This window comes from Micrococcus sp. KRD096 (genome assembly GCF_017168495.1).
In the GTDB taxonomy this organism is placed as follows: domain Bacteria; phylum Actinomycetota; class Actinomycetes; order Actinomycetales; family Micrococcaceae; genus Micrococcus; species Micrococcus luteus.
The window spans coordinates 1-14,235 of the sequence record NZ_JABFAY010000009.1 but is presented as its reverse complement, the minus strand read 5'-3'; the positions used below and the strand labels follow the sequence as shown (position 1 = coordinate 14,235).

Genomic DNA, 14,235 nt, shown 5'->3' with positions numbered 1-14,235 from the left:
TCGCCGGAGGGGGCCGCGAGCGCGGGGGACGAGGTCAGGGTCCCGCCGGCGAGGACGGCGCCGGCCACGAGGGCGCCGATGCGGCGGCGGGTGCTGCGGAGTGGGGAGGACTGCACGGGATCTCCTCGGAGTTCTGGGCCACCGGACGCGGGTGCCCGAGGGGCTCGGGCCGGGGTGACTGGGATCACGGTAAGGTCACGATTCCGTCACGACGAGGCCCAGGGTCGAAGTCTGGCGGATGGTCGAGGCATCTCTGGCGGATCCGCCAGCCAAGCCCGGCGGATGGCCACGGGCGCGCACAGCGGCGCCCCAGCTTCGGCCCGCGCCGGACACGACGACGGCGCCGCGCCCTCCCGGCGGAGGTGCGCGGCGCCGTCGGGCCCGCGGTGGGGTGGAGCCCCCTGCCGGATTCGAACCGGCGACCTGCTGTTTACAAGGCAGCTGCTCTGGCCAGCTGAGCTAAGGAGGCCTGCGGCCGGCGCCCGGGGCGCCGCGGCCGGCCCTTCCAGCGTACAAGGCCCGGGCGGACGGCGCGGGGCGCCCCCTGCGTGGGGACGCCCCGCGGACCTCGGCGACGGGTCAGCCGGGTCAGCCGGCGATCTTGGCGCCCGCCCAATCGGCGAAGGTCTTGTCCTCGCCGTCGAGGGCCCAGTTCTTCCCGTCCACGAACACGGTGGGGGTGCCGGCCACGCCGGCGACGCGCGCCTGGCGGGTGGTGTGCTCGACCGCGGAGCGGAACGTGCCGTCCTCGACGCAGGAGGCGATGTCCGCGCCGTGCTCCTGCGCGAGCTGCGTGATCGCCGCGTTGTCCAGGCCCTTGCCCTGGTGCTCGTCGTAGGTGGCGAACAGGGCGGCCACGAAGCCGTTGTAGGCCTCGGGCTTCTGGTCCGCCACGCAGTACGCGGCGTTGGCGGCGCGGGCCGAGTAGTTCTGGTTGTTCGGGGCGCTCAGGTAGTCCACCATCCGGTACTCGACCGTGGCCTCGCCCTGTTCGAGCCACTGCTCGATCTGGTCCGCGTTGGAGGTCTCGAAGTCCGCGCAGTGCACGCAGTTGAAGTCCGCGTAGAGCACGATCCGCGTCGGCTCGCCGTCCGCCCGGGCCTCGGTGTCCGGCAGGGTCTCGGGCTGGGAGCTCGCGGACTGCTTCGGCACCTCGATCCTCGAGGGGTCGACCTCGCGTTCTCCCGCGCCCTCCGCCAGGCCCGTGGCCGAGGTCAACTCGATGCCGCCCTGCTCGTTCGTCACGGCGGGGATGGGGCCGGCGGCCGCGGCGTCGTCGCCGTTGCGGTTGAGCACGAACGCGACGACGAGGCCGATCACGAGCACCGCCGCGAGGACCGAGCCCCAGATGACGCCGGTGCGGCGGCGGCGGTCCTTCCTGCGCTGCTCCTCCTGGATCTGGCGGGCACGCGCACGGGCGTCCTTCGCCGAGGTGTGCGAGCCTGACGTGTTCCGGGCCAAGGGTCCTCCTCGTGGGGCAGTCGGTCCGGGTCGAGCACCGGAGCCGGCGGGCAGCGGGCGCGCCGCGCCAGGCGAGCATAGCGGCCCTGTCTGGAAGGATCGTGACCATGGACACCGTCGAGACCCCCTCCCCCGTCGATCGACTGACCATCACGGGGGCCCCCTCGGGGGACGCCTCCGAGGACCCGGCGACGTCGCTGCTCGCCCTGCCCTGGACGCTCCCCCTCGAGACGTGGCCGCGTGAGGTGCTGGCGGCTCTGCCGCGGGGCATCTCCCGTCACGTGGTGCGCTTCGCCCGCATGGGCGGGGGCATCGTGGCGGTGAAGGAGACCACGGAGGAGCTCGCGTTCCACGAGTACCGGCTGCTGCGCCGGCTCGAGCGGGGCCCCGCGCCGTCGGTGGTGCCGGTGGCCGTGGTCACCGGGCGCACCCACGACGACGGCACGCCGCTGCCCGCCGCCCTCGTCACCCGGCACCTGCGCTTCTCCCTGCCGTACCGCGCCGTGTTCTCGGAGCGCCTCGAGCGCCGCACCCTCGTGCGGCTCATGGACGCGCTGGCGACCCTGCTCGTGGAGCTGCACCTCGAGGGGTTCTTCTGGGGTGACGTCTCCCTGTCCAACGTCCTGTTCCGGCGCGACGCGGGCGGGTTCGCCGCTCACCTGGTGGACGCCGAGACCGGCGAGCTCCGGCAGCGGCTGTCCACCGGCCAGCGCGAGCACGACCTGGACGTGGCCGCCGTGAACGTGGGCGGCGAGCTGCTGGACCTGCAGGCCAGCGGACTGCTGGACCCGGAGGTGGACCCCGTCACCACGCCGGACCTGCTCGTGGCCTCCTACCGACGGCTGTGGGACGAGCTGACCGGGCCCCTGCTGTTCCCCCGCGCCGAGCCGTGGCGCCTGGACCGCCGCGTCCGTCGCCTGCAGGAGCTCGGCTTCGAGCTGGCCGAGTACTCGCTGCGCGCCGCCGACGCCCCGGGGATGATGATCGCCCGACCCGTCGAGGTCCATGCGGGCTACCACCGCCGTCGGCTGACCCGCCTCACGGGACTCGAGGTCCAGGAGAACCAGGCCCGGCGGCTGCTCGTCGACATCGAGGCCGCCCGCCGGGAGTGGGACCCGTACATGGACATCGAGGGCGCGGCGCACCGCTGGGTGGTGGAGGTGTTCGACCCCGTGGTCCACTCGGTGCCCCTCGAGCTGCGGGCCAAGCTCGAGCCCGCCGAGGTGATGCACCAGCTCCTCGAGCATCGCTGGTACCTCTCCGAGGCCCGCGGCCAGGCCGTGCCCCTGCAGGAGGTGGTGGACTCCTACGTGGACACGGTGCTGCGGGCCCGCCGCGACGAGGACGCGGTGGCGCTGCACCCCACGACCACCATGCTGCGCGCCGTCCCGCCCGCGGACGCGGACTGACGCCGGCCGCGGCTCAGCGGCGCAGGAGCAGGAAGCCGGGGGCCGGGACCGCCGCCGGCACCGCGCCGGGGCCGAGGGGGCCGTCGTCGCCGTGGCCGGTGAGCAGCTCGGCCCGCGCCAGGTCCGCGGGCACGGGCAGCGGGTCCGCGCCGAGGGCGACGAGCAGGATGACGTCGGCGTCCGCGCCGGCGCGGGTGAGGCGCACGTGGCGCCGGGCCGCGTCCACCTCGGCCCGGACGCGGTCGCGGCGGGGGTCGGTGAGCTGAGGCAGCGTGCGGCGCAGGCCGATCAGGGTGCGGTAGGCGGCGAGCACGCGCGCTCCCCGACCGTGGCCGTCCGCGCCGCCCGCGGCCTCCGCCCAGTCCAGCACGGCCGCGTCCCGCGTGGCGGGGTCCTGCGGGTCGGGGACGTCGGCCGGGTCCCAGCCGTGGGCGGCGAACTCGCGGCGACGCCCCTGCCGGACGGCGTCCCCGAGCTCGGGCTCGCGGAACGAGGTGAAGAACGGCCACGGCGTCGAGGCCGCGAACTCCTCCCCCATGAAGAGCATCGGCACGTGCGGGCCGGTCAGCAGCAGGGCGGCCTCGGCCGCGAGCGCGCCCTCGGACAGGGCGGCCGCGGTGCGGTCGCCGCCGGCGCGGTTGCCCACCTGGTCATGGTTCTGGATGCTGGCTACCCACGCATGGTTGGGGATGGTGTCCGGCACGGGGCGCCCGTGGTCGCGGCCGCGGAAGGTGGATCGGGTGCCGTCGTGGAAGTAGGTGCGCTCCATGACCTTGGCCACCGCCTCCAGCGGGGCGAAGTCCGCGTAGTAGCCGTGGGTCTCCCCCGTCGCGGCCACGTGCAGGGCGTGGTGGACGTCGTCGTTCCAGGCCGCGGCCAGGCCGAGCCCGCCGGCGTGGCGGGGCAGCACCAGACGCGGGTCGTTGAGGTCCGACTCGGCCAGGAGGGGCACGGGTCGGCCGGCACGGGCCGCGACCCCGTCCGCGAGCGCGGCCATCTCCTCGAGCAGGTGCACGGCGCGGGCGTCCCGCAGGGCGTGCACCGCGTCGAGGCGCAGCCCGTCCACGCGCATCTCCTCGAGCCAGAAGCGGACGTTGTCCAGGACGAACCGGCGCACCTCGTCCGAGTCGGTGCCGTCCAGGTTCAGGCCGTCGCCCCAGCCGGTGCCGCCCTGACCCAGATACGGCCCGAACACCTGCAGGTAGTTGCCGGAGGGGCCCAGGTGGTTGTGCACGACGTCCTGGACCACGCCGAGGCCGGCGGCGTGGGCGGCGGCCACGAAGCGGCGGTAGGCGGCGGGGCCGCCGTAGGACTCGTCGACGGCGAACCACGCCACCCCGTCGTAGCCCCAGTTCCGCGGCCCGGAGAAGGAGTTCACGGGCAGCAGCTCGACGTGGGTGACCCCGAGGTCCCTCAGGTGCGGCAGGCGGGCGATGGCGGCGTCGAGGGTCCCCTCCGCCGTGAAGGTCCCCACGTGCAGCTCGTAGAGGACGGCGCCGCGCAGGCCGCCGCCCTGGGGCGCGGCCGGATCGGACTCCACCCCGGGCGGCCCGGCCCAGCCCTCGTCCGGCCACGTGAAGACGCGGCCGGCGACGTCGCGGCGGGAGGGCCCGTGGACCGTGTCGGGCTGGCGGCGGGAGCGGGGGTCCGGCACGGGGTCCGCCCCGTCCACGCGGTAGCCGTAGCCGGGGTCGGCCGACGGCTGGGCGGCGTCGAGGCCGAGGGCGGCCAGCGGGTCCTCCGTGGGCGTCCACCAGCCTCCGGCGGCGGGGTCCATGGGCACGACGGCGGCGACGGGCCAGCGGTCCTCGGCGTCGTGCAGGGCGCCGGGCTCGGTGTCGACGAGGACGAGGTCGACGCTCTCGGCGTGCGGCGCCCACACGGCGTAGGGGACGGCGCGCGCGGCCTCGACGGCGGCCCGCTCCGCCGCGGCGGGGTCCACGGGGTCGGAGCCGATCGGGTGCAGGCACGGGGCTGTAAGAGACAGGGCGTCGACCGGACGGGGCTCGGTCACGGGGCGGTCCTCTCTCGGCGGTCGGACGGGGCGTGCGCCGGGACGAGCAGCGCGACGGGCAGGGTGCTGAGCAGTTCGTCGAGGCGCACGGCGCCGCGCGCGTCCGGGTGGACGGGGTGGCCGGTGACGGCGTCCTCCCACCGCCCAGCCGGCACGGTCACGACGGTCTGGCCCCAGCCACCCGCGGCCGCGAGGCGGACGGGCCAGCGCGTGGCCACGGCGAGCGCCCCGCCCCGGTCGAACGCGATCGCGTGTTCGGCGGCGGGGCCGGAGACGTCGAGCGGGCGGTGGCCGGTGAACAGCTCGGGCCGGTCGCGGCGGGCGCGCAGCACGCCGGCCACGACGGCCAGCTTGGCGGCGGCGGGGTCGTCGAGGCCGGGCGTGTGGCCGGCGTCGAGGCGGTCCAGCAGGTCGGCCCGGGCCGCGAAGTCCACGGGGCGGCGGTTGTCCGGGTCCACGAGGGTGGGGAAGGGCACCTCCGTGCCCTGGTAGACGTCGGGGACGCCGGGGGCGGCGAGCTGGACGAGCTTGTGGCCGAGCTGGACCACGAGGCCGGGCTCGGCGATACGGTCCGCGACGGCCTGCAGCACGCCCCGCGCAGGCCCCTCGGGGGAGGTGACGGCGGCGGCGAGCGCGGCGAGCCGGGCCTCGAACTCGGGGTCCTGGTCCGTCCAGGTGGTGGCCAGGGCCGCCTCGCGGGAGGCCTTCTGCAAGAAGCCGAGGATCCGTTCCTCCTCCGGCGCGGTGCCGTCCGTGGGCCAGACGCCCACGATGGACTCCCAGAGCAGCCGCTCCGCGTCGGGGTGGCCGAGCGGGTGGAGGCGCCTCAGCTCCGCGAGCTCGGCGGCCCAGCGGTCGGGCTCCTCGGCGAGCACGGCGATGCGGGCGCGCACGTCCTCACCGCGCTTGGTGTCGTGGGTGCTCAGGGTGGTCATGGCCGTCGGCCAGGCGGCCTGGCGCGCCTGCTGGGCGGCATGGAAGTCGGCCAGGGACAGGGCGACGTGGGAGGGGTCTCCGCCGACCTCGTTCAGATTGGCCCACCGCGTGTACCGGTAGAAGGACCGGTCCTCGACGCCCTTGGCCATCACCATGCCGGAGGTCTGCTGGAACCGGCGGGCCACGGGCGAGTCCGGGTCGGTCAGCTCGGGCCGCAGGTCACCGAGCACGTCGGCGAGGCCCGGCTCCGCCGCGGCCGCGTCCGCCAGCGCACCCTCGAGCACGGCCAGGCCCACGGGCAGGTAGGTGCGGTACACGGGCAGGCGGGCGAGCACGGCGGCGAACGCGGCGGCCACGTCCTCGTCCGGGTGGGCACCGAGGGCGTGCACGGCGCGGACCTCCCGGACCAGCCGGGCGGTCTCGGCCGCGAGGGAGCCGGTGGCCACGTCGTGCTTGGCCCGCACCACGGCCTCGTCCCACTCCCGACGACGGCGCGCGTCCTCGGCCTCATCGCCCGCGGCGTCGGGGTGCATGAAGACGCGTTCGACCTCGCCGAGCGCGTCGTAGCCGGTGGTCCCGTCCACGGGCCAGTCCGCGGGCAGCGCCTCACCGGGCTCGAGGATCTTCTCCACCACGAGGTAGCCCTCCGGGAGCACGTGGGAGCGCAGGCGTCGCGCGTAGCCGGCCGGGTCCGCCAGGCCGTCCGGGTGGTCCACGCGCAGCCCGTCCACGAGCCCTTCGCGGACCCAGCGGGCGGGTTCGGCATGGACGGCGTCGAAGACCTCGGGCTCCTCCACCCGGACGCCCGCGAGCGTGGTGACGGTGAAGAACCGGCGGTAGTTCAGCTCGGCGTCGCCGCGGCGCCAGCCGACCAGCCGGTAGTGCTGGCGCTCGTGCACGGCGCGGGCCAGGCGGACCTGCTCCGCGGTCGGCTCCTTCGCCGGGTCCGCCGCCGCGAAGACCTCCGCGGCGCGCAGCCCGGTCTCCGCCTCGGCCGCCTCGAGCGATCCGGGGGCGAGGGGGTAGACGTTGTCCCAGTAGCGCAGACGGCCGCCCTCGGCGTCGACGACGAGACGGTCCAGTTCCGCGTCCGCGTCCCCGTCAGGGCCGTCTCCCAGCACGGGGATGAGCAGGGACCCGCCGCCGGCCGCCCAGTCCACGTCGAACCACGCCGCATGCGCCGCCTCGGGACCGTGGGTGAGCACGTCCCACCACGCCGGATTGGCCTGGGGCGTGGCCACGCCCACGTGGTTCGGCACGATGTCCACGAGCACGCCCATGCCCGCCTCGTGCGCGGCGCGCGCGACCATGTCCAGCCCCTCGGCCCCGCCGCGGGCGGCGTCCAGCCGGGTGGGGTCCACGACGTCGTACCCGTGGTCGGAGCCGGGCTCGGCCTCGAGCAGCGGCGAGAGGTAGAGCCAGTCCACGCCCAGGCGCCGCAGATAGGGCACGAGCCCGGCCACGGACTCCAGCGGCAGATCCGGGCTGACCTGGAGCCGGTAGGTGGACGCGGGGGCGGAACGGACGGTCGAGGTGCTCACGCGGCGACGCTAACAGAGGCCCCCGACGCGGCATCAGGCCCGACGGGCCGGGGCGGGAAGGTCAACGCGTCTCGACCGGACGGGCGAAGATGTCCTCCCCGACGACGGGCTCGCCCGAGGACTCCAGCAGGACCATCTCGTCGCGCAGCACGGTGCCGTCGGCCTGGGTCAGATCGGCCACGAAGCCGGGGCCGGACTGGCGGATGCGGTCCACCGCGGTGTAGCCGTACTTCGCCTCGAGGTTGCCGCGGAACGCGTCCAGACCCTGGACGTGCAGGACGGCGCCCGTCGCGCCGAGGGCGACGGCGGCCGCGAGCGCGACAGCCCCGACCCCGCGCTGGGTGCGGGTGTCCTCGAGGAGTCCGATCTCCGGGTTGCGGCCGTGGGTCGCGGCGAAGCGCCGGTGCCGCCGGGCACGCCACAGGCCGACGACCACGAGCGTGCCGCCGACCACGAGGGTCAGTGAGGCCAGCCAGTAGAGGATCCAGGGGGTCACGAGGTCGACGTTCGCAAAGTCCATGTCCCAGTGTGACACAGGCCTCACTCCGGCGGGAGGGCACGCGGCCGGTCGCGCCTCGTCAAGGCAGCGGCCGGCCCCGCGCCGCGGTCCACAGGCGGTGCCACTGCGCGGAGTCCATCGCCTCGGCCACGGAGGCCGCCTCGGCGCACGCGGCGACGCGCTCCGGGTCCTGGGTGCCGATCACGGGCCGCACGCCCCACGGCAGGCGCAGCAGCCAGGCGAGCACCACGGCCTCCCGGCTGACGCCCAGCTCCGCCGCGACCTCGCCGACGACGCCGGCCGCGCCGTCGTCGCCGGAGCTGAACCGACCCTGCCCCAGCGGACCCCAGGCCTGCAGCTCGATCCCCTCCGCGGCGCACACCGGGCCGAGGCGCCCGGCGTCGGCGTCCGCGGGGGCGTCCGGGTGGTTGGCGAGCACGACCGCCTCCACGAGGGTGCGGTGGTGCAGGCCGAGCTCGACCTGGACGCACGCCAGCCCGGTCCCGTCCGCCGCCTGGCTCTCGAGCTCGCGCTGGAACTCGAGGACGCGGCCCACGCCGAGGTTGGAGACGCCCAGCTTGCCGACCAGGCCCGCCTCCCGCGCGTCGAGGAAGGCGCGCACGGTGTCGGCCACGGGCGTGAGGACGTCGGGCCGGTGGATGATCAGGGTGTCCACGCGCTGCTCGCCGAGGCGGGACAGCGAGCCCTCCAGCGAGGCGCGCACGTGCTCGGGCGAGGAGTCGTAGCGGGTCAGACGCCGCCCGGCCGGGTCCGTCTCGTGCAGGACGATCCCGCACTTGGTCTGCACCTTCAGGGCGGAGCGCTCCTCGTAGGGCAGCTCGTGCAGCAGCCGGCCGACGGTCTCCTCGGAGCGGCCGGCCCCGTAGATGTCCGCGGTGTCCAGCAGGTCGACGCCGGCCTCGATCCCGGCGCGCAGGGCGCGGCGGGCACGCTCCACGGCCGCCTCGGCCTGCGCTGCGCCCGCGGGCCCCTCCGGCCCCGCCCCCGGATCGGCGTCCGGGGGCGGCGGGGGAACGGACCCCCAGGCCATGGTCCCGAGGACGATCGGGGTGGCCGGGGTCGGGTCGAGGTCGAGCGGCGGATGCGTGGAGGCTGTGCTCATGGCCTCACCGTCTCACGTCCGCCCGCCCCGGGTCCGGACCCGCCGCCCTGTGATGGGATGGGTCCATGAAGCTCGCCACGTTCCGCCAGCCCGACTCCGACGCCGCCTACCCCGGCGCCACGTTCGCCGCGGTCATCACCTCCGTGCACCCCGAGGACCCCGAGGTCGCCGTGCGCGCCGTCGCCCTGCCGGACTGTCGCGACGTCGGCGAGTACCTCACCGCCACGCCGGAGGAGCAGCGGGAGATGGTGGAGGGTGCCCTCCGCGCGGCGCAGGCCGACCGGTCCCTCCTGCTGGACACCTCCGGCCTCGTCTACGACACGCTCGTGCCCTTCCCCACCAAGGTGTTCTGCGTGGGCCTGAACTACACGAACCACATCGACGAGACGGGCCTGGATCGCCCCGAGCATCCGACGCTGTTCGCGAAGTTCCCGCAGTCCCTCACGGGTGCGCTGGACCCGATCGAGGTCCCCGAGGAGGACCACCGGGTCGACTACGAGGGCGAGCTGTGCATCGTGGTCGGGGAGCCGGGCCGACGCATCGCCGTCGAGGACGCCCCGGAGCACATCGCGGGCTACGCGGTGGCCAACGACATCTCCATGCGCGGCTTCCAGGGCCGCACCTCCGAGTGGCTGCAGGGCAAGGTGTGGGAGGCCTCGACGCCCGTGGGTCCGTGGCTGGTCACCCCGGAAGAGTTCCCGGCGGACGCGCGCGTCCTCACGCACGTCAACGGTGAGCTGCGTCAGGAGGACAGGGTCGCCGACGTCGTCTTCTCCCCCGCCGAGCTGGTCTCCTACGCCTCGCAGCTGATCACCCTGAACCCGGGTGACCTGATCCTGACCGGCACGCCCGCAGGGGTCGCCCTGGCCCGCCGGGACGCCGAGGGCCGCCGCCCGTGGCTGCGTCCCGACGACGTCGTCGAGGTGGAGATCACCGGGCTGGGACGCCAGCGCAATGAGCTCGTCTGAGGCGGCGCCGGCGGACGCCCTGCCCCGCGTCGTCGGCATCCTCGGTGCGGGGCGGGCGGGCACCGCGCTGGCACGTGCGATCGCGCGCATCCCCCGCCTCTCCCCGGGCACGGCCGCCCCGCGGGTGATGGTCGCGGGCACGCGGCGCCCCGCGGCGGTCCAGCGCCACCTGACGATCTACGCGCCCAAGGCCGTCGCCGTGTCGGCCGAGGACCTGGCGGCGGAGGCGGAGCTCGTCGTCGTGGCCGTGCCGCGCGAGGCGCTGGACGACGTCGACCCACTCGCCCTCGCCGGGCCGGCCACGCGCGCCGTGGTGGACCTGACCAACACGTGGGGGGACGAGCCGGTCCCGGCGTGGCTCGACGACGACGGCGCGCCCGGCTCCGTCCGGATCGCCGCGCGCTGGGCCGCCGCGGGGCTGTGCGTGCCCGTCGTGCGCGCGTTCTCGGAGATCTCGCACCACGACCTGGAGGATGCCGGGCGTGCCACGGCCCCGCGCCGCGCCCTCGCGGTGGGCACCGAGCGGACTGACGCGGCGCCCGAGCCGGCCGCGGTCGCCGCCGCGCGCGACACGGTGGTCGCCCTCGTCACCGCGATGGGCTTCGACGCGGTCCCCTACACGGGCCTCGACCGGGCCGGGGTCCTCGAGCCGGGGGCGGCGGGGTTCGGCACCGCGCACGATGCCGGCCGGCTCGCCGCGCTGCTCGCCGACGCGCCCACCGGCTGAGGCGCGCCACCCGCCCGGCGGTACCTAGGCTGGGCGGGACCGCCGACCCTCCCAGGAGGCCCCCGTGACCCGTCCGACGCACCGCACCGCCCGCCGCACGCTCACCGCGGTCGCCCTGTCCGCCGCCGCCCTCACCGGACCGGCGGCGTCCGCCACCGTCGTCGCCCTGCCGGTCACGGCGGGGGTCACGGGCGCCGCCGCGCCGCAGGCCCACGCCGTGGCCTGGGACCAGGTGGAGCTCGTGGATGACGCGGGCGTGATCGACCTCGCCCAGCTGCGCCGTGACCTGGCGGGGATCGAGTTCCGGGAGCCGACCCGCGTCGCCGTGGTCACCGAGCGCGGCCCGGACCTGTCCGCACTGGACGACGACCGCGCGTCTCAGGCGTTCAACGGGCGGGTGCTCGAGCGGGCTCGCGCGGAGCACCCGGACTGGCTCAGCGCGGACGGCCAGAAATGGGCCGACGGCCTCGTGATCGTGGCGCTCGACCCGGACAACCGGGTGATCGGGGTGTACGTGGGCGAGGACCGGATGCTCAGCACGGACCGGCTGCGGGAGGTGCGCGAGGCCGGACACGAGGCGGCCCGTGCGGCCCGGTGGACGGACACGGTCGTGGAGGTGACGGACGCCGCCGCCGAGCTGATCGGGCGCCCCTGGTGGCAGGCTCCCGAACTGTGGTTCGGCGCGGGGATCGTCGGTGTGGCGGGCGGCGGCGCCGCGGCCGCGGCGCTCGCGAGCCGACGGCGTCGCCGCCGCCGGACGGCCGACCTGCTGGCCGAGGCCCGCACCCACCTGACCTCCGTCACCCTGGAGATGGACGCCACCGAGGTGAACGCGTCCACGGTGCCCGAGGACTCGCCCCACGCGGCCGCGCTGATGGAGCGCTTCCGCGGCTTCCGGCGCCAGGCGCTCGACGCGTCGGCGGAGCTGGACCGCCTCGAGGCCCTGCCGGAGCGCAGCCTGCATCGCACGGAGCACGCCCGGGCCGCGGAGGACGTCCGGGACCGCGCCCGTGAGCTCGACCGCCTCGACGACGCCGTGGCCGCGGCGAACACCTTCCTCAACCGCCACCCGGGGTGGCCGGCGGCGTGGGACCAGCAGACCGCCCCGCTGCGGGCCGACCTGGACGCCGTCGGCGCGCTGGCCTCCTCCGTCGGCTCCGCCGGACCCGTCCGGTCCGCGGTCGCCGCGCTGGAGTCCTTCCGCACCGAGGCCCAGGACCGGCTCGAGGCGCTGGGTGCGGACCTGCAGGACGAGCGCCTGACCCCGGCCGCGGCGTTGGACGAGCTGGACGCGCTGCGGCGTCGCCTGACCGGGCTCGTCTCCGCCCTCGCCGACGCCGAGGTGGCGGCCTTCGGCAAGGACGAGGCCGAGCGTGAGCTGCTGCGCGACGAGCTGCGCTCGCACCGTGGCCCGGCCCGGTCCGCGCGCGGCTCGATCCTGGACTCCGCGCTGCCGGCGGATGCCTACTGGACGGTGGTGGCCTTCACCACGGGCCACCAGGCCGGCGAGCGGTCCGTCCAGGACCACCGCCAGGCGCAGTCCAGCTCCTCCGGGACCGGCTACGGATCCTCGGGCGGCTCGTTCTCCGGGGCGGGCTCGTCCGGCCGATTCTGAGCCGATCGGGGCCGGATCTGAGCCGGAAGCCCGTCCGGGCCGGGCACCCGGTCCGTGGCCCACCGCCCCGTTCTGCGAGACAGTGAAGGACCATGACCGCCGCTGACACCCCCGCACCCCGCCAGGACCCCCTCGCGTTCTTCCTCGACAAGGCCGTGCCCGAGGCGTGGCACGCGGTCGGGCCGCTGGCCTCGGCCGCGCGCGCCGCCGCCGAGCAGGCCGGGCTGGACCGGCAGCTCGTGGAGCTCGTGAACCTCCGGGTCTCCCAGCTCAACGGCTGCGTGTTCTGCCTGGACCGGCACACCCGCCAGGGCGCCGACGCCGGTCTGAGCGTGCAGCGCCTGGGGCTGCTGCCGGCGTGGCGTGAGGCCGAGGCCGTGTACTCGGAGCAGGAGCGCGCCGCACTCGAGCTCGCCGAGGCGGTCACGGACCTCCCCGAGCAGGAGCAGCTGAACTACGTGCAGGCCTCCACGGCCGCCGCGCTCACGGACGCCCAGTCCGCGGCCGTGCAGTGGGTCGCGATGGTGATGAACCTGACGAACCGCATCTCGATCCTGTCTCACCACCCCGTGCGGCGCCGGGACGGCTGACCCCTTCCCCGTCGCCGGCCCAGCGGCGGGGTCCACCCAGGAACGAGAGGACCGACCATGACCGAGCAGACCCCCAGCCTGGAGCACCCGCAGGTCCGCAAGAACGGGGAGAGGTACGAGATCGTCATCGACGGCGCGGGCACGGTGGCCGGCTTCACGGTGGCGATCGACGACGACACCGCCGACGGCCCGGCCCAGCGGATCTTCCCGCACACCAAGGTCGACCACGAGTACGAGGGCCGGGGACTGGCCTCGATCCTCGTGCGCGAGGCGCTGAAGGACACCGTGGCCGCGGGCCGCCGGATCGTCCCCGTGTGCCCGTACGTGAAGGACTGGGTGGACGAACACGACGACGTGGCCGGCGAAGTGGACCCGGCACGCCCCGAGCATCTCCGGTTCCTGGAGTCCCGCCAGGACTGACGCCCCGCACCCGGTGAGCACCCGGAGACGAGAAGAGCCCCCGCCGATCCGGCGGGGGCTCTTGCTGGTCGGGGTGACAGGATTTGAACCTGCGGCCTCGTCGTCCCGAACGACGCGCGCTACCAAGCTGCGCCACACCCCGTTGGAGGTCTCAGACCTGAATCCAACAGAGAGCGACTATACCAGCCACACCGGGTGCCGCCAAACCGAGATGCGGGGCAGAATCGCACGCGTGAGACCTCTGCGCACCCGACGAATCCGAGAGAGGCCGGCATGAGCTGGTGGCCGTTCCTGCGTTCCTCCGCGAGCCCCTCCCCCGACGACGACGGCGCCCCGGCCGCTGCCGAGCTCGAGGAGGCCGTGGCCGCCCTGCGACGGCTGTTGCGCGCGGAGCGGCACCGGCTGCGCCCGGACAGCTGGGCCCTCGCGTGGGAGATGGTCGAGCACGCTGCCGAGTACGGGCCGGCCTGGACTCGCCTGCAGCGCACACGGCCCGTGGAGACGCAGGAGCTCGTGCTCGCCCTCACCGGGCGCCTGGAGCCGCTGCTGCGCGACTTCCTCGCTCTCCCCGACTCGGAGAAGCCCGCCCATGCCGACGCCGTGCACGCGCGCCTTCGGGAGCAGAGCACGGAGCACGGCCGGCTGCGCCGCCGACTCACCCGCGCGCTCACGGCACGGCTGCGTGCCGGCGAGGAGCTCTGAGCGCCGAGGGGGAGGCACCCGGGAACGCAGAAAGCCCCGTGCGGATCGCACGGGGCCGCCCGGAGAATCCTCCCGGGAATGCGGGAAGGGCCTCGCACCAACAGTGCGAGGCCCTCCCCCAAAGAATGTCCGGCGGCGACCTACTCTCCCACAACCTCCCGGCTGCAGTACCATCGGCGCTGTGGGCCTTAGCTTCCGGGTTCGGAATGGAACCGGGCGTTTCCCCCACG

At 75.5% G+C, this 14,235-nt stretch carries 12 protein-coding genes, 2 tRNA genes and 1 rRNA gene; 7 read left to right on the top strand and 8 right to left on the bottom strand.

Annotated features, from left to right (window positions below):
• Positions 1–392 precede the first annotated feature (392 nt).
• A tRNA-Thr gene (locus J1M41_RS04195) sits at positions 393–469 on the bottom strand.
• A 119-nt stretch (positions 470–588) separates the two neighbouring features.
• Positions 589–1,461, bottom strand: a complete 873-nt coding sequence (locus J1M41_RS04190; protein ID WP_036315925.1) for a thioredoxin domain-containing protein — start codon at positions 1,459–1,461, stop codon at positions 589–591.
• Between the two features lie 107 nt (positions 1,462–1,568).
• Between J1M41_RS04190 and J1M41_RS04185 the strand changes: the two genes are divergently transcribed.
• Positions 1,569–2,870 carry a DUF4032 domain-containing protein gene (locus J1M41_RS04185; protein WP_206451210.1) on the top strand — a complete coding sequence of 434 codons (1,302 nt, stop codon included), beginning with the start codon at positions 1,569–1,571 and terminating at the stop codon, positions 2,868–2,870.
• 13 nt (positions 2,871–2,883) lie between these two features.
• Here the strand turns inward: J1M41_RS04185 and treZ are convergent, their stop codons facing one another.
• The 4 genes from treZ to J1M41_RS04165 all read right to left on the bottom strand — a co-directional run bounded on the left by treZ (position 2,884) and on the right by J1M41_RS04165 (position 8,983).
• Entirely contained in the window at positions 2,884–4,884 is a 2,001-nt protein-coding gene (gene treZ, locus J1M41_RS04180) for a malto-oligosyltrehalose trehalohydrolase (protein ID WP_206451209.1), read from the bottom strand.
• Positions 4,881–7,361, bottom strand: a complete 2,481-nt coding sequence (gene treY, locus J1M41_RS04175; RefSeq protein WP_073116093.1) for a malto-oligosyltrehalose synthase — start codon at positions 7,359–7,361, stop codon at positions 4,881–4,883. The genes treZ and treY overlap by 4 nt, the downstream gene beginning before the upstream one ends.
• 61 nt (positions 7,362–7,422) lie before the next feature.
• Positions 7,423–7,881: a hypothetical protein gene (locus J1M41_RS04170; protein WP_020625726.1), complete on the bottom strand. Its 459-nt coding sequence runs from the start codon at positions 7,879–7,881 to the stop codon at positions 7,423–7,425.
• A 58-nt stretch (positions 7,882–7,939) separates the two neighbouring features.
• Complete coding sequence (locus J1M41_RS04165; RefSeq protein ID WP_020625725.1) at positions 7,940–8,983, bottom strand: aldo/keto reductase; 1,044 nt, start codon at positions 8,981–8,983, stop codon at positions 7,940–7,942.
• Between the two features lie 65 nt (positions 8,984–9,048).
• Between J1M41_RS04165 and J1M41_RS04160 the strand changes: the two genes are divergently transcribed.
• The 5 genes from J1M41_RS04160 (at position 9,049) to J1M41_RS04140 (ending at position 13,303) form a co-directional block, all read left to right on the top strand.
• A complete protein-coding gene (locus J1M41_RS04160; protein WP_020625724.1) occupies positions 9,049–9,951 on the top strand; it encodes a fumarylacetoacetate hydrolase family protein in 903 nt (300 codons plus the stop codon).
• A complete protein-coding gene (locus tag J1M41_RS04155; RefSeq protein WP_020625723.1) occupies positions 9,938–10,678 on the top strand; it encodes an NADPH-dependent F420 reductase in 741 nt (246 codons plus the stop codon). Before J1M41_RS04160 ends, J1M41_RS04155 begins: the two co-directional genes overlap by 14 nt.
• 64 nt (positions 10,679–10,742) lie before the next feature.
• Positions 10,743–12,293, top strand: a complete 1,551-nt coding sequence (locus J1M41_RS04150) for a DUF5129 domain-containing protein (protein ID WP_206451208.1) — start codon at positions 10,743–10,745, stop codon at positions 12,291–12,293.
• Between the two features lie 92 nt (positions 12,294–12,385).
• Entirely contained in the window at positions 12,386–12,883 is a 498-nt protein-coding gene (locus J1M41_RS04145) for a carboxymuconolactone decarboxylase family protein (RefSeq protein ID WP_049144982.1), read from the top strand.
• 57 nt (positions 12,884–12,940) lie between these two features.
• Complete coding sequence (locus J1M41_RS04140; RefSeq protein WP_206451207.1) at positions 12,941–13,303, top strand: GNAT family N-acetyltransferase; 363 nt, start codon at positions 12,941–12,943, stop codon at positions 13,301–13,303.
• A gap of 65 nt (positions 13,304–13,368) precedes the next feature.
• On the opposite strand, the gene J1M41_RS04135 is transcribed toward J1M41_RS04140, so the two are convergent.
• Positions 13,369–13,445 (bottom strand) — tRNA-Pro (locus J1M41_RS04135).
• 131 nt (positions 13,446–13,576) lie between these two features.
• On the opposite strand from J1M41_RS04135, the gene J1M41_RS04130 reads away from it, so the two are divergent.
• A complete protein-coding gene (locus tag J1M41_RS04130) occupies positions 13,577–14,005 on the top strand; it encodes a hypothetical protein (RefSeq protein ID WP_069941857.1) in 429 nt (142 codons plus the stop codon).
• Positions 14,006–14,132: 127 nt separating this feature from the next.
• On the opposite strand, the gene rrf is transcribed toward J1M41_RS04130, so the two are convergent.
• Positions 14,133–14,235, bottom strand: a 5S ribosomal RNA gene (rrf, locus tag J1M41_RS04125); the annotation flags it as partial.

What these genes read in the sequence shown, in the direction of transcription:
- J1M41_RS04185 (WP_206451210.1), top strand. Translation starts at nt 1,569, where the DNA reads ATGGACACCGTCGAGACCCCCTCCCCCGTCGATCGACTGACCATCACG.
- J1M41_RS04170 (WP_020625726.1), bottom strand. Translation starts at nt 7,881, where the DNA reads ATGGACTTTGCGAACGTCGACCTCGTGACCCCCTGGATCCTCTACTGG.
- J1M41_RS04165 (WP_020625725.1), bottom strand. Translation starts at nt 8,983, where the DNA reads ATGAGCACAGCCTCCACGCATCCGCCGCTCGACCTCGACCCGACCCCG.
- J1M41_RS04160 (WP_020625724.1), top strand. Translation starts at nt 9,049, where the DNA reads ATGAAGCTCGCCACGTTCCGCCAGCCCGACTCCGACGCCGCCTACCCC.
- J1M41_RS04155 (WP_020625723.1), top strand. Translation starts at nt 9,938, where the DNA reads ATGAGCTCGTCTGAGGCGGCGCCGGCGGACGCCCTGCCCCGCGTCGTC.
- J1M41_RS04145 (WP_049144982.1), top strand. Translation starts at nt 12,386, where the DNA reads ATGACCGCCGCTGACACCCCCGCACCCCGCCAGGACCCCCTCGCGTTC.
- J1M41_RS04140 (WP_206451207.1), top strand. Translation starts at nt 12,941, where the DNA reads ATGACCGAGCAGACCCCCAGCCTGGAGCACCCGCAGGTCCGCAAGAAC.
- J1M41_RS04130 (WP_069941857.1), top strand. Translation starts at nt 13,577, where the DNA reads ATGAGCTGGTGGCCGTTCCTGCGTTCCTCCGCGAGCCCCTCCCCCGAC.